Annotated in this window: 15 protein-coding genes, 1 tRNA gene and 1 riboswitch; of the genes, 12 read left to right on the top strand and 4 right to left on the bottom strand. The window is 65.9% G+C overall.

The features are described 5' to 3' along the window. The first annotated feature begins 4 nt into the window (after positions 1–4). The 4 genes from WHH00_RS15005 (at position 5) to WHH00_RS14990 (ending at position 4,144) form a co-directional block, all read left to right on the top strand. Positions 5–81: transfer RNA gene (locus tag WHH00_RS15005), tRNA-Thr, on the top strand. Between the two features lie 98 nt (positions 82–179). Beyond that, entirely contained in the window at positions 180–605 is a 426-nt protein-coding gene (locus tag WHH00_RS15000; protein WP_406633993.1) for a ChaB family protein, read from the top strand. 99 nt (positions 606–704) lie between these two features. After that, entirely contained in the window at positions 705–2,876 is a 2,172-nt protein-coding gene (locus WHH00_RS14995; protein ID WP_406633991.1) for an elongation factor G-like protein EF-G2, read from the top strand. 11 nt (positions 2,877–2,887) lie between these two features. Then, positions 2,888–4,144, top strand: a complete 1,257-nt coding sequence (locus WHH00_RS14990) for an MFS transporter (RefSeq protein WP_406633989.1) — start codon at positions 2,888–2,890, stop codon at positions 4,142–4,144. A 30-nt stretch (positions 4,145–4,174) separates the two neighbouring features. Here the strand turns inward: WHH00_RS14990 and WHH00_RS14985 are convergent, their stop codons facing one another. Further along, positions 4,175–4,522, bottom strand: coding sequence for a hypothetical protein (locus WHH00_RS14985; RefSeq protein WP_406633987.1), 348 nt, complete (start codon positions 4,520–4,522; stop codon positions 4,175–4,177). Positions 4,523–4,665: 143 nt separating this feature from the next. On the opposite strand from WHH00_RS14985, the gene WHH00_RS14980 reads away from it, so the two are divergent. The 3 genes from WHH00_RS14980 to WHH00_RS14970 all read left to right on the top strand — a co-directional run bounded on the left by WHH00_RS14980 (position 4,666) and on the right by WHH00_RS14970 (position 6,108). Next, positions 4,666–4,869, top strand: coding sequence for a hypothetical protein (locus WHH00_RS14980; protein WP_406633984.1), 204 nt, complete (start codon positions 4,666–4,668; stop codon positions 4,867–4,869). A 92-nt stretch (positions 4,870–4,961) separates the two neighbouring features. Continuing rightward, positions 4,962–5,264: a DUF4193 domain-containing protein gene (locus WHH00_RS14975; RefSeq protein ID WP_066280293.1), complete on the top strand. Its 303-nt coding sequence runs from the start codon at positions 4,962–4,964 to the stop codon at positions 5,262–5,264. A gap of 295 nt (positions 5,265–5,559) precedes the next feature. After that, positions 5,560–6,108 carry a hypothetical protein gene (locus WHH00_RS14970; protein WP_406633982.1) on the top strand — a complete coding sequence of 183 codons (549 nt, stop codon included), beginning with the start codon at positions 5,560–5,562 and terminating at the stop codon, positions 6,106–6,108. 92 nt (positions 6,109–6,200) lie between these two features. Here WHH00_RS14970 and WHH00_RS14965 read toward each other — a convergent pair whose 3' ends face one another. Continuing rightward, positions 6,201–7,757 carry an APC family permease gene (locus WHH00_RS14965; RefSeq protein WP_406633980.1) on the bottom strand — a complete coding sequence of 519 codons (1,557 nt, stop codon included), beginning with the start codon at positions 7,755–7,757 and terminating at the stop codon, positions 6,201–6,203. 222 nt (positions 7,758–7,979) lie between these two features. On the opposite strand from WHH00_RS14965, the gene WHH00_RS14960 reads away from it, so the two are divergent. Beyond that, on the top strand, positions 7,980–8,459 hold the full coding sequence (locus tag WHH00_RS14960) for a Dps family protein (protein WP_066273843.1): 480 nt from the start codon (positions 7,980–7,982) through the stop codon (positions 8,457–8,459). Positions 8,460–8,562: 103 nt separating this feature from the next. Here WHH00_RS14960 and WHH00_RS14955 read toward each other — a convergent pair whose 3' ends face one another. Next, on the bottom strand, positions 8,563–10,146 hold the full coding sequence (locus WHH00_RS14955) for an MFS transporter (protein WP_406633978.1): 1,584 nt from the start codon (positions 10,144–10,146) through the stop codon (positions 8,563–8,565). A gap of 67 nt (positions 10,147–10,213) precedes the next feature. On the opposite strand from WHH00_RS14955, the gene WHH00_RS14950 reads away from it, so the two are divergent. The 4 genes from WHH00_RS14950 (at position 10,214) to WHH00_RS14935 (ending at position 17,046) form a co-directional block, all read left to right on the top strand. Beyond that, positions 10,214–10,753 carry a TetR/AcrR family transcriptional regulator gene (locus tag WHH00_RS14950; protein WP_406633976.1) on the top strand — a complete coding sequence of 180 codons (540 nt, stop codon included), beginning with the start codon at positions 10,214–10,216 and terminating at the stop codon, positions 10,751–10,753. A 94-nt stretch (positions 10,754–10,847) separates the two neighbouring features. Beyond that, positions 10,848–10,946: riboswitch (glycine riboswitch) on the top strand. Between the two features lie 178 nt (positions 10,947–11,124). Further along, entirely contained in the window at positions 11,125–14,022 is a 2,898-nt protein-coding gene (gene gcvP / locus WHH00_RS14945; protein ID WP_406633974.1) for an aminomethyl-transferring glycine dehydrogenase, read from the top strand. Positions 14,023–14,033: 11 nt separating this feature from the next. Then, positions 14,034–15,194, top strand: a complete 1,161-nt coding sequence (gene gcvT / locus WHH00_RS14940) for a glycine cleavage system aminomethyltransferase GcvT (RefSeq protein WP_406633972.1) — start codon at positions 14,034–14,036, stop codon at positions 15,192–15,194. 409 nt (positions 15,195–15,603) lie between these two features. Beyond that, complete coding sequence (locus tag WHH00_RS14935) at positions 15,604–17,046, top strand: L-serine ammonia-lyase (protein ID WP_406633970.1); 1,443 nt, start codon at positions 15,604–15,606, stop codon at positions 17,044–17,046. 16 nt (positions 17,047–17,062) lie between these two features. Here WHH00_RS14935 and WHH00_RS14930 read toward each other — a convergent pair whose 3' ends face one another. Further along, a complete protein-coding gene (locus WHH00_RS14930; RefSeq protein ID WP_066273847.1) occupies positions 17,063–17,608 on the bottom strand; it encodes a TspO/MBR family protein in 546 nt (181 codons plus the stop codon). Positions 17,609–17,648 lie beyond the last annotated feature (40 nt).

Here is a 17,648-nt window from a genome sequence, read left to right as displayed (position 1 = left end):
GCACGCCTCCTTAGCTCAGTTGGCCAGAGCACCGCTCTTGTAAAGCGGGGGTCGTCGGTTCGAATCCGACAGGGGGCTCCACCGCAAAACCCTCCAGGCCGCCCGCCGCCTGGTGCTCCCCGCAGCTAAGCTGGGGTCATCCGCATGATCAGCCTGCTGATGAAAGGAGTGTGGGTGCCGTGCCCAAGACCGGCAAGAACGACCACGCCCGCAAGGAAGAGCTGCCCTCCACCCTGCAGCGCTCTGAACAAAAGGCCCAGGACACCTTCGCCAAGACCTACGATTCAGCCCTTGAAAGCTATGACAACGATGAGGGCCGGGCTGCGCGCGCGGCCTACGCCTCCCTCAAGCACAGCTATGAGAAGGTGGGTGACCACTGGGAGCCTAAGGAAAAGCGCGGCCCCTCGGACAAGCGGGCCGAGGAAGGCGGCACGTCCTCCGAGCCCACCGCCGGCGGGGTGAATGCCAACGCCTCCAAGGAGCACCTCTACAAGCTTGCCCAGGAGCTGGACATCGACGGCCGTTCCACCATGGACAAGGATGAGCTGGTCAAAGCCATCCAGAAGGCCAACGACGCCGCCACCCGGAAGGCGCGCGGCGGCTGACCCGGGGCCCAATGGCTCTTGCCGATCCACCCTCCAGGGTGTCGAATCAGAGGACACGTTTCAGTCCGGTCGGATGGCAAAGACGCCAGGAGGTTTCCCATGTCGGTCAAGGGCACCAAGGACCCAGCCAGGACGGCAGCCGGCCGCAACGGAGCCGAGTCGCGCCGTGCGGACGCCTCTTCCGGTTTTGCCGCGGAAGATCCGGCCAAAATCCGGAATGTGGCGCTGGTAGGACATTCCGGTGCCGGAAAAACCATGCTGATAGAAGCACTGCTCGCTGCCCAGGGCATGATCACGCGCAAAGGATCCATCCCGGACGGGACAACGGTCAGCGATTCCGACCCCGCGGCCGTGCACCAGCAACGCTCAGTGACCCTGTCCCTGGTGCCGCTGCTGATCGACGGCATCAAAGTGAACCTCCTGGACACCCCTGGCTACCCCGATTTCATCGGCGAGCTCCGGGCCGGCCTGCGCGCGGCGGACGCCGCCTTGTTCGTGGTGTCCGCCGTGGACGGCATCGACGCCACTACCACCGCGCTGTGGGGTGAATGCGAGCTCATACAGCTGCCCCGCGCGGTCGCCATCACCCGCATGGACCACCCCCGGGCGGATTACGACGGCGTCCTGGCCGCCTGCCGGAAGGCATTCGGCGAGGGCGTCCTGCCGCTGTATGTCCCAGTGCGGACGGGCGGTGAGGTCACCGGCCTGCTGGGACTGCTGTCCGGGACGGTCACGGACTATTCGTCCGGGGAGCCCGCCGCTGCCCTCCGGGCAGCGGATGCGGCGGAGCTTGCAGCGTCCACTTCCGCAAGGGGCGAGCTCATTGAGGGGATCATCGCCGAGAGCGAGGACGAGACCCTGATGGACCGCTATCTCGAAGGCGAGGACATCGATACTGACGTCCTGGTCGCCGACCTGGAAACCGCCGTCGAACGCGGCACCTTCTTCCCGGTGCTGTCCACATCCGCCGTGAGCGGGCTGGGCACCGCGGAACTGCTGGAAGTGCTGGTCCGGGCCTTTCCGTCTCCGCCGGCCGGCCGCCTGCCCGGGGCGGCCGACCTGGCGGGGGTACCGGCGGAAGCCCTGCGGTGCGATCCCGCGGGGCCGCTGGCGGCTGAAGTGGTCCGGACCTCCGTGGATCCATTCCTGGGAAGGGTGTGCCTGGTCCGGGTATTCTCCGGGACGCTGCGGGAGGATGCGCCGGTGCACGTCGGAGGACACGGGCTGGCGGACCGCGGCCACCAGGACCATGATTCGGATGAACGTGTCACGCACCTCTACTCACCGCTGGGGGCGTCCCTGCGGCCCGTTCCGTACTGCGTGGCCGGCGACATGTGCGCCGTGGCAAAACTGGGAAGCGCCGAAACCGGCGACACCATCTCCGGGCGGGACCGGCCACTGCTGCTGGCCACGTGGGAGATGCCCGAGCCGCTGCTGCCAGTGGCGGTAGAACCCGATTCACGCAGCGACGAGGACGCGCTGGCGCGCAGCCTGGGGAAGATCGCCGCCGGCGATCCCACCCTCCGCGTGGAGCGGAATGCCGAAACGCACCAGCTGGTCCTCTGGTGCATGGGAGAGGCCCACGTCGAGGTAGTCCTGGACCGGCTTCGCGATCAGGGCGTGAAACTGCACACCGTGGACGTGGTAACGCCCTTGCGTGAAACCTTCGCAGCGCCCGCAGCCGGACACGGCCGGCACGTGAAGCAGTCCGGAGGGCACGGGCAGTACGCCGTCTGCGACATCGACGTGGAGCCGCTTCCCCGCGGCGGGGGTTTCGAATTCGTTGACAAAACGGTGGGTGGCGTCATTCCCGGGACCTTCATCCCGTCCGTGGAAAAGGGCGTCCGAGCCCAGATGGAGAAGGGCGTGAGCGCGGGATTCCCTGTGGTGGACCTGCGGGTCACACTCACGGGAGGCAAGGCGCACAGCGTGGATTCCTCGGACGCAGCATTCCAGGCGGCGGGGGCACTGGCGCTGCGGGAGGCCGCAGCGGCCGGGCGGATCCAACTGCTTGAACCGGTGTCCTCAGTGACCATCACGGTGGCGGACGAGCACGTGGGGTCAGTAATGAGCGACCTGTCAGCCCGTCGCGGCCGGCTCACCGGCACCACATCCTCCGGCGAGGGACTCACTGAGATCGGCGCCGAGGTCCCGGACCAGGAACTCCTGCGGTACGCCGTGGACCTGCGGGCACTCACCGCCGGTACCGGGCGCTTCCGCCGCCGGTACCTGCGGCACGACCCTGTGCCTGCCAGCTTCAGCCCCTCATAGCAGCAACCGCCATGAACGCGGCTGCCCGGAAAATCCAGCGCGTCTACCTCACACTGACCCTGGGAAACACCCTCGCGGCCTCGTTCATCTGGGGGATCAATACGCTCTTCCTGCTGGATGCCGGGCTGACCAATCTTGAGGCTTTTGCCGCGAACGCCTTCTTCACGGCGGGCATGGTGCTCTTCGAGGTGCCCACCGGAGTGGTGGCGGATGGTTGGGGGCGGCGGATGTCCTTCCTCCTCGGGACAGTCACCCTGGCCGGATCCACCTTCCTGTACTTCCTGCTGTGGCAGTTTTCGGCCCCCTTCTGGTGGTGGGCCGCGGTCTCGGTCCTGTTGGGCCTGGGCTTCACCTTCTTTTCGGGTGCGGTGGAGGCCTGGTTGGTGGATGCCCTGCGCTTCTCCGGATATGAGGGCGGGCTGGAGCTGGTGCTCGGGCGCGGACAAATGGTCTCCGGGGTGGCCATGCTCAGCGGCTCCGTGGCAGGCGGGGTGATCGCCCAGGCCACGAACCTGGGGGTTCCGTTCCTGGTGCGCGTGGGTGTGCTGGTGGCAATGTTCGCGGTGGCTTTCCTGCTCATGCACGACGTCGGTTTCACACCCGAACGTTCGGCCCACCCCCTGCAGGCCACCCGGGCAGTCCTTAAAGCGTCGGTGGACGGCGGCCTGAGGCATCCGCCCGTGCGGTACATCATGCTGGCCGCACCGTTCACCGAAGGTGTGGGGATCTACGTGTTCTACGCCCTGCAGCCCTACCTGCTGCAGCTGTTTGGAGATCCCCGGGCCTATGCAATCGCGGGCCTGGCGGCGGCACTGGTGGCAGGAGCGGACATCGTGGGCGGCTGGATGGCGCCGCGCATCCGGAAACGGGTCAAACGGCGGACCAGCGTGCTGATTGCCACCAACATCTTCAGTGCACTCATCCTGGTGGTACTGATGTTCACCACGGTCTTTTGGCTTGCCCTGGCGCTCCTGGCGCTGTGGGCCGTGGTGGCGTCCGCAGGCACCCCCGTGCGGCAGGCATACCTCAACGACATGATTGCGTCGAAGCAGCGGGCAACAGTGCTGAGCTTCGATTCCCTGATGGGTTCGGCAGGGGGAGTTGTGGTGCAGCCTGCGCTGGGCAGGACCGCCGACCTCTACGGCTATCCCGCTTCCCTGGCTGTGGGCGGCGCGCTGCAGCTGATCGCGGCGCCCTTCATCCTGCTCAGCCGCAGGCAGCGCCCGCAAGCGGACACAGCATCGGAGGGGAGCCCGGCTGCGCCCTAGCAGCCGCCCGGGCTGCGCCGGACGTGTTGTTCAGTCGGAGTCCATCAGGTCGAGCAGCTTCCTGGCCGCGTCTCTGATGTCATCTTGCCCGTACTGCCCCGCCCTGCTTTCCAGCGAAATGACGGCGCAGCGGTGGACTTTGCTGAAATCCCCAAAAGGGAAGCTGACACTTCCCTTGGTCCCCTCCGACTTGTCGCCGTCCAGGCCAAGGTGCCACTCCGCGAAGTCGCCGAACCCGTGCTTGTCGATAAAGGTGTTCTCCTGCTCCGTGGACGGCGCGTGTTCACTCCAGTCATCCCGGACATCGCGTTCCACCTTTCCTGCCTGAATGAGCTTGCGGGCGTTGGCGAGTGCCTTCCGGTTCAGCCGTACTGCCATCCTGTGTCCTTCCTGGCCGGGCTCCAGCCGCGGTCAGCCGGAGGGCTTCCAGCGTAGAACCGCGGCAGGGAAACCGCTACGGATTAACGCCGGGGAGACCGCGACGAAACGCGCCCACAACAATAGCTGCATAGGTTTCAGGCATGAGCGCAAACATCCTCGACCGGTTCCGCGCGTGGTTTATTGACACGTTCACCTACGAACCAGGCCAGCACGCTGCCGATGCCATGGCTGACGCCACCCGCTGGGGATGGCTGCCCGCCCTGAGCGGGGTTGCGGTAGGGGGAGAGCACGCCCGGCAGAGCCACGCTGAATCCGTGGCGCAGCGCAGCGGAATGTCTGGTTGAGCACACTATTGCACCGGTAGCGGGATCATGCCCTAAACTGCTTCACTGAGGTGCCTGAAATGGTGCTGCGCAGCAACGAAAGTGAACACGCTATGGCTACCGATTATGATGCCCCACGCAAGCAGGAAGAAGAATCTCCAGCCGACTCGCTGGAGGCCCTCCAGGCGTCCCGTGGCGGCAACGCGCAGACCGCAGTCATCGACGTCGATGAGAACGACACCGCCGAAGGCATCGACCTGCCCGGCGCTGATCTTTCCAACGAGGAACTGACGGTCATTGTTGTTCCTGAACAGTCTGATGAGTTCACCTGCTCATCCTGCTTCCTGGTCCGCCACCGCTCCCAGGTTGCCCGCGAAAAGAACGGCATGAAGTACTGCCGGGACTGCGAAGGCTGACGCCACCGAACTTCCCTGCGCCGGCCACCGCCCCAACGGGGCGGCCGGCGCTTCTTCGCCTCCCGCCGTCGTCGTTATGCCGGTAACGGCAAGGTGCCGGACCAAGGCAACAACGCAGCAGAACCAGCGCATAAGGGCCACGGAACGCCCGGTTTCCGCTCCGGATTTATGTGGGCGTGATGCGCGGCGCCGCACCCTAACGGTTGCGCGGCGAACCGGCCACGGCCCTCGATCTGCGCCGTAAACGCTCCTACCCTTGAGCTATCCAATCGCTCAACGTATGGGTGGCTCCACAATGAAAAAGTTTTCCACCTGGCTCGCCGCCATCCTCATGGCTGCCGGGCTGGGAATCGTTGCACCGGGGCCCGCCTCGGCAACCACCTCCTATTGCGGGCTTGTGTGGGGGTCCCTGGCGAAAGCCGACCCGGACATGGGCACCGCCAACGTCAACAACGTCCGCACGGGGCAGCACTACTGCTTCGACAGGATGGTGGTGGACCTCAACGGCACAGCCGCCGGCTACACCGTGCGGTACGTTCCCCAGATCGTCCAGGACGGCTCCGGCTTCACCATCCCCGTCCGGGGAAACGGGCGCCTGCAGGTGACAGTCAACGCTCCCGCCTACGACGGCAACGGCAACTCCACCTATACCCCGGCTGACCCGAACGAGCTGTCCAACGCCGCCGGCTACCAGACGTTCCGCCAGGTGGTCTGGGCCGGAAGCTACGAGGGCTACACCAGCATCGGCCTGGGCGTCCGGGCCCGCCTTCCCTTCCGGGTCTTCACCCTGGATGGACCGGGCTCCGGGTCCCGCCTGGTGGTGGACGTGGCACACTACTGGTGATATTCGGCCGTAGACGCCAAAGGTGCCGTTCCCCCTGTGTGCGGGGCACGGCACCTTTCCTGCGGCCGGGCGGTTGGACTAGCCCACGGCGGCTACTCCGGCACCACCAGCGCGGGGGTATCCCGCTTAAGGGTTTCGCCGCGGAAGAAGCCGGGGCGGACCTTGGCCATGATGAGCATGACGGCGGCGCCTGAGGCCAGGATGCCGACTCCGAGGACAAACACCAGGCCCACTCCAAAGATCTCCGAGCCGCTGCCGAACTCCGGGGCCACGCTGTCCACTGCGGTCTGCAGGAACACCACGAACAGCCCCACCCCGCCCACCACCGGGCACACCAGGCGGAGAACGAAGTGCCGCAGGCTGTCGAAAACGCTGTGGCGGAAGTACCAGGCGCAGGCCAGCGCGGTCAGCCCGTAGTAGAAGCAGATCATCAGGCCGAGCGCCAGGATGGTGTCGTTGAGGACGTTCTCGCTGACCACATGCATCACCGCGTAGAAGCCCGCAGACATGATGCCGGCGGCAACGGTGGCGAAGCCCGGCGTCGCGAACTTCCTGCTGACGCGGCCGAACGGTGCGGGCAGGGCGCCGTAGAACCCCATGGCCAGCATACTCCGGGAGGGTGACATGAAGGTGGACTGCAGGGAAGCGGCCGAGCTGGACAGTACGGCCAGGGACATCAGGATGGCGAAGGGACCCATGATGGGGGAAGCCAGGGCGGTGAAGATGTTCTCGTGGATCTCGGTATTGTTCAGGCCGTTGCCGGTATCCCCGACGCCGGCGAACATCATGGTGGCGATGCTCACCAGCAGGTAGATCGCCAGGACGATGAGGGCGGTGAGCGTGCCGGCGAGCCCGGAAGTCTTCCTGCCGTTGGACGTTTCCTCATTGACCGTCAGGCACACGTCCCAGCCCCAGTAGACAAAGATGGAAAGTGAGATGCCGGCGGCGATCTGACCGAAGGTCTCGATTTTGGTGACGTCGAACCATTCCCAGCTGAAGGGAATGGCGGTTTCCGAGGAAGACCAGGTGGCGAAGGCCATGCCCACAAACAAGCCCAGGACCAGCAGCTGGAATCCCACCAGGCTGTACTGGACGAGCTTGGTGGTGTGGAGTCCGCGGTAGCTGACCCAGACCGCCAGGGCCACGAACACAAAGCAGGTCAGCACGTTCAGGGCTTTGTTTGCGGACAGGTCGGCGAGCTCCGGGGAGCCGGTCAGCTGCGAAAGGAAGAGGTAGAAGAAGTCGACGGCGACTCCCGCGAGGTTGGAGAGCACAATAATGTTTGCGGCCAGCAGGCCCCAGCCTCCCATCCAGCCCACCCAGGGGCCGAAGGCCTTGGTAACCCAGGTGAAGGTGGTACCGCTGTCCGGGGAATCGGCGTTGAGCTCCCGGTAGGCCAGCGAGACCAGGATCATGGGGATGAACCCGATCAGGAAAATGACAGGCAGCTGGAGCCCGGCCTCATTGACTGTGGGGCCCAGGGCGCTGGTCAGGGTGTAGGCGGGGGCGATGGTGGAAATGCCCAGGACGACGACGGCCAGCAATCCCAGCTGCCCGCCCTTCAGTCCTTTGGGGCTGATGCCGGAAGTCCCCGGGGAGTGCGGCCCGGAACCGGCAGGGGCTGTTCTGGTGCGGATGGTCTCGGTCATGGCACCACTTTCTGGAAGAAGTTGAGACTACGATCACTATATGAATGGCGTTCATTTAGTATGGGGGCGTGTGACGCGCGACGCAAGGGGGAATATGAATGACGTTCTTTTATGTCTCCGCCTGCGGAGTTAGTAAGCTCACTGAGAAATCCCCTGCCGACCGGCCACAGCGCGCTGTTGTGCTGATAGCGTCGGGATTACTGGACCATTTGAGGAGGACGCATGAAAGCTTCACCGACACTGACCAATAACCTGCAGGCCGTGCTCGCCGACCTGATCGAACTGCACATCCAGGGCAAGCAGGCGCACTGGAACATCGTGGGAACCAACTTCCGCGACCTGCACCTGCAGCTGGATGAGATTGTGGATGCTGCCCGCCAGTTCGCTGATGACACCGCCGAGCGGATGCGGGCACTGCACGCTTTGCCGGACGGCCGCAGCTCCACCGTGGCCGAGTCCACGTCCCTGGCCCAGTTCCCTGAAGGCCTGATCAGCACCAAGGACGCGATCGAACGCATCGTTGCTGCCCTTGAGGCTGCCGTGGGCACTATGCGCAAGGTTCACGATGAAGTGGATGAAGAGGATCCCACTACCGCGGACCTGCTGCACGAGTTCATCGCCAAGCTCGAGCAGTACGCCTGGATGGTGAACGCGGAAAACATGAAGCCCACCGCCAGCGTTACGGCGCCGGACGCAAAGTAGGCAGCGCCCGCAGGATTGCGGAGTGCAGGGCGCCCGCTGCTGGAGGTTATCCTCCGGCTGCGGGCGCCTTTGCTGTCCCCGGGCCCGGTGCGCAGTGCAGCTTTCAGCCGTCCGCCTTGGGCACGCTGCGAAGCACGACGGCGGCGAGGACGGCCGCCGTCGCCATCAGTACCAGCCCGATTGCCGCCGTGATGTGCACTCCTGAATCGAACGCTGCCGCTGCAGCCTGGCGTACGGCGTCTGCCAGGGGCTGCGGCAGCCGGGCCGCGAGCTCCATGGCGCCGGCAAGGGTCTCGCCGGCATGCACAGTTCCTGAGGCGGGGGCGGCTTCGGTGATGCCCGCCGGGAGCCGCAGGTTGTGCTGGTAGGAGGCGGTAAGGATGGAACCCAGGATGGCGGTTCCCAGCAGGGCACCCACCTCGTAGCCCGTCTCGGAGATTGCTGCTGCCGGGCCTGATTTTTCCGGGGGAGCGCTTCCCAGGATGAGGTCATTGGAGATTGTCTCGGCAGTCCCCACGCCCAGCGCGAGGACCAGCAGTGCGGCCAGCAGTAGCGAAGGTCCGCCCGCATGGCTGCCAAAAGTCACCAGGCTGTAGCCGGCGGCACTCATCGCAAGCCCGGCCGCCACCACGAAGCCCGGGCGTATCTTCCTGACGGCCGGCACTGCCGCAAGGCCCGCGACGATGGTGGCCACCAGGGCCGGGATCATTGCCATCCCGGCGGCCGAAGGCGACATCCCTTCGATGAGCTGGAGGTGCTGGGCCAGGAAGAGGATGAACCCGTTGAAGGAGAACAGGGCCAGGACATTGGCAGTGATGGCCATGCTGAAAACCCTGTTGCGGAACAGGGAAAGATCCAGCAGCGGGCTGGGCAGGCGCTGCTGGCGGTGGACAAAAACAGTACCCATCAACACGCCGAACGCTATGGTGCCAAGGCCCGCTGCGCCTGGCCCTTCGGTGGCGAACTCCTTGATCCCATAGACCACCGGGGCCATGGTGAACAGCGAGAGCAGGATGCTGGGCGCGTCCACCTTTCCCGGTGATGGATCCCGGGATTCAGGGATGAAGGCGGGGCCGAGGATCAGGAGGGGGAGCATGATGGGTACCGCCACCAGAAGCACTGCGCCCCACCAGAACTGTTCCACCAGCCAGCCGCCAAAGACCGGCCCGAGCACGGCGCCGCCAGAGAACCCCGCAGCCCAGATGGCAATGGCCAGCCGCCGCCGGTTGGGGTCCGGGAAGATGTTCCGGATCAGTGACAGCGTGGAGGGCATCAGCATGGCGCCAAAGAATCCCAGCGCCGCCCTGCCGGCGATAAGCCAGCCGGCATTGGACGCAAAGGCGGTGGCTGCTGATACCGCCGCGAAGCCGATGCTGCCGATGATCAGCAGCCGACGGCGCCCGATCCTGTCACCCAGGCTGCCCATGGCAACCAGCAGGCCGGCCAGTACCAGCGGGTAGGCATCCACGACCCAAAGGAGCTCAACCCCCGAGGTGTTCAAGGCACCCGCGATGGCCGGCAGCGCAAAGGTCAGCGCCGTGTTGTCCACGGCCACCAGGAGGACGGGGAACATCAGCAATGCCAGGGCCAGCCAGTCCCTCCGGGTGCCACGGGATGGGTTGCCCGCGGGCAGGGCGGATGACGTGGGCTGGCAGGTCCTGGGCTGGGAAGTGGCGAACGGGGTCATGAGCTTAACTGTACCGTCTGGACGGTACAGTTCAGTAATCAAATCCCCACCGTGCATGATGGGAACCATGGCCAGAAAACCCGTAGCGCGAGATGCCGTCCTCGATGCCTTTGAAGAGCTCCTCATCGATGTGGGGGAGAGGGCCGCCACCTTGGATGCGGTGGCCAAGCGTGCCGGGGTCTCCAAAGGAGGCCTGCTGTACCACTTCCCCAACAAGGAAGCGCTGATCACGGCCACCCTGGAGCGGCTGGACCGGCTGGCGGGGGAGGACCTCGCGGCGATGGCCGCCGCGCAGGAAGGCGCGGCCGCGTACTTCATCCGGTCCTCGCTCTGGTCCGACACCCCGATGGACCGCTCCTTTGTTGCTGCCACCCGCCTGGCGGAGGTGGCGCACGAGGGCGCACGGCGCCGTTTTGCCGCGATCCAGCAGCAATGGCTGGACCTGATCGGGAAAGATGTGGGCGCGGGAATGGCCAAGGCGGTGCTGTACATGGGTGATGGGCTCTATTTCAATGCCATGTGGGAGAGCGGTCCGTCCGGTAGTCCCGGGAATCGGCAGGAGGAAGTGCAAGAACTCCTTGCGGCGGTGGAGCGCCTGAGGGGTTAGCCGGCATTTGCCCGGCGGCCCGCAGCGTAGGAGAATTGCAGCATGTGTGGGCCGTCACCGGCAAGCACAGACAACAACCCAAATTAATAGCCTTTGATCTGCGGCGGGAGAGTTCTGCCAGAAGGTACAAGCAGGCGCCGTAGGAGCAATACCTCCCCAGGAATCTCACAGGCCCATGTACCGCCGCGGCGAGGCAACTCTGGAAAGCAGCAGGCTGTTCGCGCGGAGATCCGGTTCCGGAACTCCAGGCAGCTGTGCTCACCGACGGTGCAAGCGGGGCCAGCCCAGGCAGGCCGCGCGGAAACTCTCAGGTCCAATACAGAGCGGGGAGGGACACGAATCGATGCGGCGTACCCTGCGCCGCCTTAGTTATGGAGTTCCTCGTGACTGTATCTCCGGCCTCCGCCACCCCGGCCTCCGCCGTCCATGCTCCTGCCGCCGCCTTCGTTGACCGGCACATCGGCGCACGGCGCCAGTCCGACGTCGACACCATGCTCAAAGCCGTGGGCTACGACACCGTGGACGCCCTGGTTGACACCGCCGTCCCCAAGGACATCAGGCAGGACTCGCCGCTGGAACTGGCAGGCGCGCTCAGCGAGGTGGAAACCCTCAGCGAACTCCGCAGGCTGGCCGGCAAGAACAAGACCGCCGTGCAGATGATCGGCCAGGGCTACTACGACACTGTCACCCCGCCGGTGATCCGCCGCAACATCCTCGAGGGCCCGGCCTGGTACACGGCCTATACGCCCTACCAGCCGGAAATCTCCCAGGGCCGGCTCGAGGCGCTGCTGAACTTCCAGACCATGGTGCAGGACCTGGTGGGCCTGCCCATCGCCAATGCTTCCCTCCTGGACGAAGCCACCGCCGTTGCAGAGGCCGTGCTGATGATGCGCCGGGCCAACAAAAATAAGGACGCCCGGGACGGCAAGACCGTGCTGGACGCCGACTGCCTGCCGCAGACCATTGCCATCGTCAAGGGCCGGGCCGAGGCACTCGGCTTTGAGGTCGAAGTAGCTGACCTTTCCCAGGGACTGCCGGGCGGCGCCATCAACGGGATCGTCCTGCAGCAGCCCGGCGCTTCAGGCCGGGTCTTCGACCACAGCCAGGTCATTGCCGAGGCTAAGGAGCGGGGCGCGCTGGTGACTGTCGCCGCCGACCTCCTGGCCCTGACGCTCATCACCCCGCCAGGCGAACAGGGCGCGGACATCGCTGTGGGCTCGGCGCAGCGCTTCGGCGTCCCGCTGTTCTACGGCGGTCCGCACGCCGCCTACATGGCCGTGCAGAAGGGCCTGGAGCGGTCGATGCCCGGCCGCCTGGTGGGTGTCTCGAAGGACAACGCCGGCGTCCCCGCCTACCGTCTGGCACTGCAGACGCGCGAGCAGCACATCCGCCGCGAGAAGGCCACGTCCAACATCTGCACCGCGCAGGCACTGCTGGCCATCGTGGCCTCCATGTATGCCGTCTACCACGGCCCGGAGGGCCTGAAGGCGATTGCCCAGTCGGCGCACGCCCACGCCAGGAGCCTGGCTGCGTCCCTCAAGGCAGCAGGCCTCGACGTGCTGCACACCAGCTTTTTCGACACCGTGACCGTTGCGGTGCCGGGCAAGGCTGCCGGAATCCTCGCCGCAGCCGAGGCCAAGGGGATCAACCTGCGCGGCATTGACGCTGACACCGTCGGCTTCTCCACTGACGAAACCACGACGACGGCAATCGTCGAGGGCGTCCTCGAAGCCTTCGGCGTTTCCGTTGTTGACGCCGAAGGTGACCCTGCCTTCGGCCTGGACGCCGCCGTCGAACGCTCCTCCGACTTCCTGCAGCACCCGGTGTTCAACACCTACCGCTCCGAGACCCAGCTCCTGCGCTACATCCGGAAGCTCAGCGACCGTGACCTGGCGCTGGACCGCACCATGATTCCGCTGGGTTCCTGCACCATGAAGCTGAACGCCACGGCCGAGATGGAAGCGATCTCGTGGCCGGAGTTCGCCTCCATCCACCCGTTCGCCCCGGACTCCCAGACCGAGGGCTGGCGTGAACTCATCGCAGACCTGGAAGCCCAGCTGACGGAGATCACCGGGTACGACCAGGTGTCCATCCAGCCCAACGCCGGATCCCAGGGCGAGCTCGCAGGCCTGCTGGCGATCCGCGGCTACCACCACTCCCGTGGCGACCAGCAGCGCAACGTCTGCCTGATCCCCGCCTCGGCCCACGGCACCAACGCCGCGTCCGCTGTCCTCGCGGGCATGAAGGTTGTTGTGGTGGCCACCGCCGCCGACGGCACCATCGACCACGCCGACCTGTACGCCAAGATCGAGGCGAACAAGGACGCCCTGTCCTGCATCATGATTACCTACCCGTCCACGCACGGCGTCTATGACGCCGACGTCCGCGAGGTCTGCGACGCCGTCCACGCCGCCGGCGGCCAGGTGTACATCGACGGAGCCAACCTGAACGCCCTTGTGGGGCTGGCGCAGCCGGGCAAGTTCGGCGGGGACGTGTCCCACCTGAACCTGCACAAGACTTTCTGCATCCCGCACGGCGGCGGGGGACCCGGCGTCGGGCCCGTCGCGGCGAAGGCGCACCTGGCACCGTTCATGCCGGGCAACGCCGCCACCTGGACGGAAGGCAACGACGTCCCCATCTCCGCCTCCAAGTTTGGTTCCGCCGGTGTGCTGCCCATTTCCTGGGCTTACGTGAAGCTGATGGGCGGCCAGGGCCTCACCGAGGCCACCAAATCAGCGCTGCTGGCGGCCAACTACGTCGCGGCACGGCTGGACGGGCACTTCCCGGTCCTGTACACCGGCGAAGCCGGGCTGGTGGCGCATGAATGCATCCTGGATCTGCGCGAACTTACAGCCCGCACCGGCGTCACTGCCGAAGATGTGGCCAAGCGCCTCATCGACTACGGTTTCCACGCTCCCACGCTGGCCTTCCCGGTGGCGGGCACACTGATGGTGGAGCCCACGGAATCCGAGGACCTCGGCGAGATCGACCGCTTCATCGAAGCCATGATCGCCATCCGAAAGGAAATCGACCAGGTGGCCAACGGCGACTTCACGGTGGCGGACAGCCCGCTCCGGAACGCACCGCACACCGCTGCTGCCGCCATCAGCAGCGACTGGGGCCGCGCCTACCCGCGGGAGCAGGCCGTATTCCCGGTGAAGTCGCTTAAGCAGGACAAGTACTTCCCGCCCGTTGGCCGCATCGACGGCGCCGCCGGGGACCGGAACCTGATCTGCTCCTGCCCGCCGCTGTCCGAATTCGAAAACTGAGGACGCCTGCCATGACTGAGAAGCGCACCGCCCTCTACGACGAGCACAAGAAGCTGGGGGCCTCCTTCACCGATTTCGGCGGCTGGCAGATGCCGCTCAAGTACAGCTCGGAGCTGGCCGAGCACCACGCCGTGCGGAACTCCGCCGGGCTCTTTGACCTTTCCCACATGGGCGAGGTCTGGGTCACCGGGCCGGATGCCGCCGCGTTCCTGGATTACGCGCTGGTGGGAAAGATCTCGGCCATGGCTGTAGGCAAGGCGAAGTACTCACTGATCTGCAATGAGGACGGCGGCATCATCGACGACCTCATCACCTACCGCCGTCCGGCAAGCGCGGGTACCGCGCCAGGCAGTACCGACCGTTTCCTGGTGGTTCCCAACGCAGGCAACGCCGGTGCGGTGGCCGCGGCCCTGACTGAACGTGCAGCCGGCTTCGACGTCCAGGTGGACGACGCCTCCGCGGCCACCTCGCTGGTCGCCGTCCAGGGTCCCAAGGCACAGGAGCTGCTGCTGCGCCTTGTCCCCGCAGCCCAGCACAGCCTCGTGGCGGAGCTGAAATACTACGCCGCCGTGGAGGTCCCCTTCCTGGTGGGCGGTGCCGGGCAGGGCCTCCTCCTCGCCCGCACCGGCTACACCGGTGAGGACGGCTTCGAGGTCTTTGTGGCGAAGGACGACGCCCCCGGCCTTTGGCAGGCACTCGTCGCCATCGCGGAGGACGGGGAGCTGACGCCAGCCGGGCTGGCTTCGCGCGACTCCCTCCGGCTCGAAGCGGGGATGCCGCTGTACGGGAACGAACTTTCGCTGCAGGGCGACCCCTTCGCGGCCGGCCTGGGCCCCGTGGTCGCGCTTTCCAAGGAAGGCGACTTCGTGGGCAAGGCAGCGCTTGCCGCGAAAAAGGGAGCCGGCGCCGGCTCCACTGCCGGCCGCCGGCTCGTGGGACTCAAGGGACTGGGCCGCCGCGCGGGACGCGCACATTACCCCGTGCTCAAGGACGGCAACGTGGTGGGCGAAGTGACCTCGGGCCAGCCTTCGCCCACCCTCGGCTACCCGATCGCGATGGCCTACGTCGACGTCGCGTTTACTGCCGTAGGCACAGCACTGGACGTTGATTTGCGCGGCAAGGCAGAGCCGTTCGAAGTCGTCGACCTGCCGTTCTATAAACGCGCCAAGTAGGTGCACCCGGCCTGACTTACGTCCGGGGACGCCGGACCGGACATTTTCACGCGTGCTGGCTCGTTCCTCGCCTTTGACGCACGCTTTCGAAAAGTCCGGCTCCGCCGGCCCCTCGTGCGCACGTCCCCGTGTGGAAACGGGCAGGAGCCAAGAGAGGAAACGGGTGGACGCGGACTACGTGCGTGTTTCTCCATTTCACCGGCCCACGTTATCGAAAAGTCCGGCTCCGCCAGCCCCTCGTGCGTTCATCACCTTAGGTGACGGGCCCCGGCGGCTGGGCGGATTCCGGAGGCGGGCGTCTAAGGGAGCGTCACGTCCGCTCAGCGGGCGTCCACGCGACCGAGCCCGCGGAGGAATTCGGCCGGCCGCACCCAACCCACCACGAACTCTTTAGTTAGGAACTAATCGCATGGCTGTTGGAGTCTTTGACCTTTTCTCTATTGGGATTGGTCCTTCGTCGTCACACACTGTTGGGCCGATGCGGGCTGCTGCCGTGTTTGCGGAGGAGTTGAGGGCTTCGGGGGTGTTGGCGGGGGTGGCGTCGTTGCGGGTGGATCTGTATGGGTCGTTGGCGGCGACGGGTCATGGGCATGGGACGATGACGGCCATTTTGTTGGGGTTGGAGGGGTTCCATCCGGAGTTGATCCTGCCCGATGAGGTGGAGGAGCGGCTGGCCGCGATCGCGGAGACGGGAATCCTCCAGCTGGCGGGAGCCGTGCCCCTGCCATACGGGGTGAAGGATATGGTGCTGCGGCCGTTGACCGTCCTGCCGCGGCACACCAACGGGATGACTTTTACGGTGTCCGACGCCGAAGGCAACGTCCTCCACAGCGCCACGTTCTTCTCGGTGGGCGGCGGGTTCATTGTCCGGGAGGGTGAGGAGGACGCCGCGCTGCAGGAGCTGGAGGAGTCCAAGAAGGAACTGCCGCTGCCGTTCCGGACCGCCGCCGAGCTGCTGGAGCATTGCCGGGAGACCGGTTTGGGCATCAGCGACGTGATGCGGGTCAACGAGGAAGACAGCCGCACCCCGGAGCAGATCCGGGCGGGCCTGCTGCACATCTACTCCGTGATGGAAGGGTGTGTGGCCACGTCCCTGAAGCGTGAGGGGGTGCTGCCGGGCGGGTTGAAGGTCCGACGTCGTGCGCCTGACTGGTATGACCGGTTGCGGAAGGAAAGCGCCCGGCCCGCCGGTGACAGCCAGGACGGTGAAGGCGCGGATACCGAGTTCCATGACCCGACGTATTGGCAGGAGTGGGTTAACTTGGTCGCCCTGGCGGTGAATGAGGAGAACGCCTCCGGCGGCCGGGTGGTCACGGCCCCGACGAACGGGGCGGCAGGGATCATCCCCGCGGTGCTGTACTACGCGCTGCATTTCGCGCCGGGCATGGAGAACGCCTCCCAGCAGGACCGGGATGACGTGGTGGTGAGGTTCCTGCTCGCCGCCGGCGCCGTCGGGGTGCTTTACAAGGAGCAGGCATCCATTTCCGGAGCTGAGGTGGGCTGCCAGGGCGAGGTGGGCTCGGCGTCGTCGATGGCCGCCGCCGGCCTGGCCGAGGTGATGGGCGGGTCTCCGGCGCAGGTGGAAAACGCCGCTGAAATTGCGATGGAGCACAACCTGGGGTTGACGTGTGATCCGATCGGGGGTCTGGTGCAGGTCCCGTGTATCGAGCGGAACGCGATCGCGGCGGCGAAGGCGATCAACGCCGCGAAGATGGCGCTCTGGGGTGACGGGTCGCACCGGGTCTCGCTGGACGAGGTCATCGTGACCATGCGCGAGACCGGCAAGGACATGAGCTCCAAATACAAGGAAACGGCCATGGGCGGCCTCGCCGTCAACGTCGTCGAATGCTGACAGCCCCAGGAAACGTTCAGTTGTGGACTGCGGCCCACCAGTTCAAGGTGGAAGCGAAGACCAGCCAGGCAATGTAGGGGAGCAGCAGAAGTCCTGCGGTTCGGCTGATGGGGCCGAAATAGAGCACCGTCACCGTAACCGCGGCGATCAGGGCCACGATAATGGCCAGAGCCAGCCAAAGGGCCGCCGTCCCCATAGCGGGGTAGAGGCCGAAGAACACCGGAGTCCAGGCGAGGTTCAGGCCCAACTGGACCGCGTAGGCCGTTAAAGCCGGCCTGGTCTTAGGAGTCCGCTTCCGCCAGACCAGCCAGGCAGCCACCGCCATGGCTGTGTAGAGCAGTGTCCATACCGGGCCGAAGAGCCAGTTGGGCGGGGACCACGGTGCCTTGTCAGCTGTGGAATACCACCCGTCCACATTGTCAACGGTGGAAAATCCGCCGAGCCCGGCCACCAGGAAGGATGCCAACAGGAATCCGGCCAGCACCGCTGCCTGGACCCGCGCGCTGTACGGCTGGCCGCTTCCATCCGGCGGGGATGACAACTCTTCACGGTTTGGCTGCATGCCTCCACCCTTGCCAACCGGTCCACCCGAGTCAAGGCCA

It is taken from the genome of Pseudarthrobacter quantipunctorum (genome assembly GCF_045291495.1).
GTDB classification, from domain to species: domain Bacteria; phylum Actinomycetota; class Actinomycetes; order Actinomycetales; family Micrococcaceae; genus Arthrobacter; species Arthrobacter quantipunctorum.
Note: the sequence above shows the minus strand (reverse complement) of the source record. Positions and strands in the feature narration are given on the sequence as shown.

Excerpts from the sequence above, each read along its gene's own strand:
- WHH00_RS14935 (WP_406633970.1), top strand. The coding sequence starts at position 15,604 with ATGGCTGTTGGAGTCTTTGACCTTTTCTCTATTGGGATTGGTCCTTCG.
- WHH00_RS14985 (WP_406633987.1), bottom strand. The coding sequence starts at position 4,522 with ATGGCAGTACGGCTGAACCGGAAGGCACTCGCCAACGCCCGCAAGCTC.
- WHH00_RS14955 (WP_406633978.1), bottom strand. The coding sequence starts at position 10,146 with ATGACCCCGTTCGCCACTTCCCAGCCCAGGACCTGCCAGCCCACGTCA.
- WHH00_RS14960 (WP_066273843.1), top strand. The coding sequence starts at position 7,980 with ATGAAAGCTTCACCGACACTGACCAATAACCTGCAGGCCGTGCTCGCC.
- WHH00_RS14950 (WP_406633976.1), top strand. The coding sequence starts at position 10,214 with ATGGCCAGAAAACCCGTAGCGCGAGATGCCGTCCTCGATGCCTTTGAA.
- WHH00_RS14930 (WP_066273847.1), bottom strand. The coding sequence starts at position 17,608 with ATGCAGCCAAACCGTGAAGAGTTGTCATCCCCGCCGGATGGAAGCGGC.
- WHH00_RS14965 (WP_406633980.1), bottom strand. The coding sequence starts at position 7,757 with ATGACCGAGACCATCCGCACCAGAACAGCCCCTGCCGGTTCCGGGCCG.
- WHH00_RS14995 (WP_406633991.1), top strand. The coding sequence starts at position 705 with ATGTCGGTCAAGGGCACCAAGGACCCAGCCAGGACGGCAGCCGGCCGC.
- WHH00_RS14975 (WP_066280293.1), top strand. The coding sequence starts at position 4,962 with ATGGCTACCGATTATGATGCCCCACGCAAGCAGGAAGAAGAATCTCCA.
- WHH00_RS14970 (WP_406633982.1), top strand. The coding sequence starts at position 5,560 with ATGAAAAAGTTTTCCACCTGGCTCGCCGCCATCCTCATGGCTGCCGGG.
- WHH00_RS14980 (WP_406633984.1), top strand. The coding sequence starts at position 4,666 with ATGAGCGCAAACATCCTCGACCGGTTCCGCGCGTGGTTTATTGACACG.
- gcvP (WP_406633974.1), top strand. The coding sequence starts at position 11,125 with ATGGAGTTCCTCGTGACTGTATCTCCGGCCTCCGCCACCCCGGCCTCC.
- gcvT (WP_406633972.1), top strand. The coding sequence starts at position 14,034 with ATGACTGAGAAGCGCACCGCCCTCTACGACGAGCACAAGAAGCTGGGG.
- WHH00_RS14990 (WP_406633989.1), top strand. The coding sequence starts at position 2,888 with ATGAACGCGGCTGCCCGGAAAATCCAGCGCGTCTACCTCACACTGACC.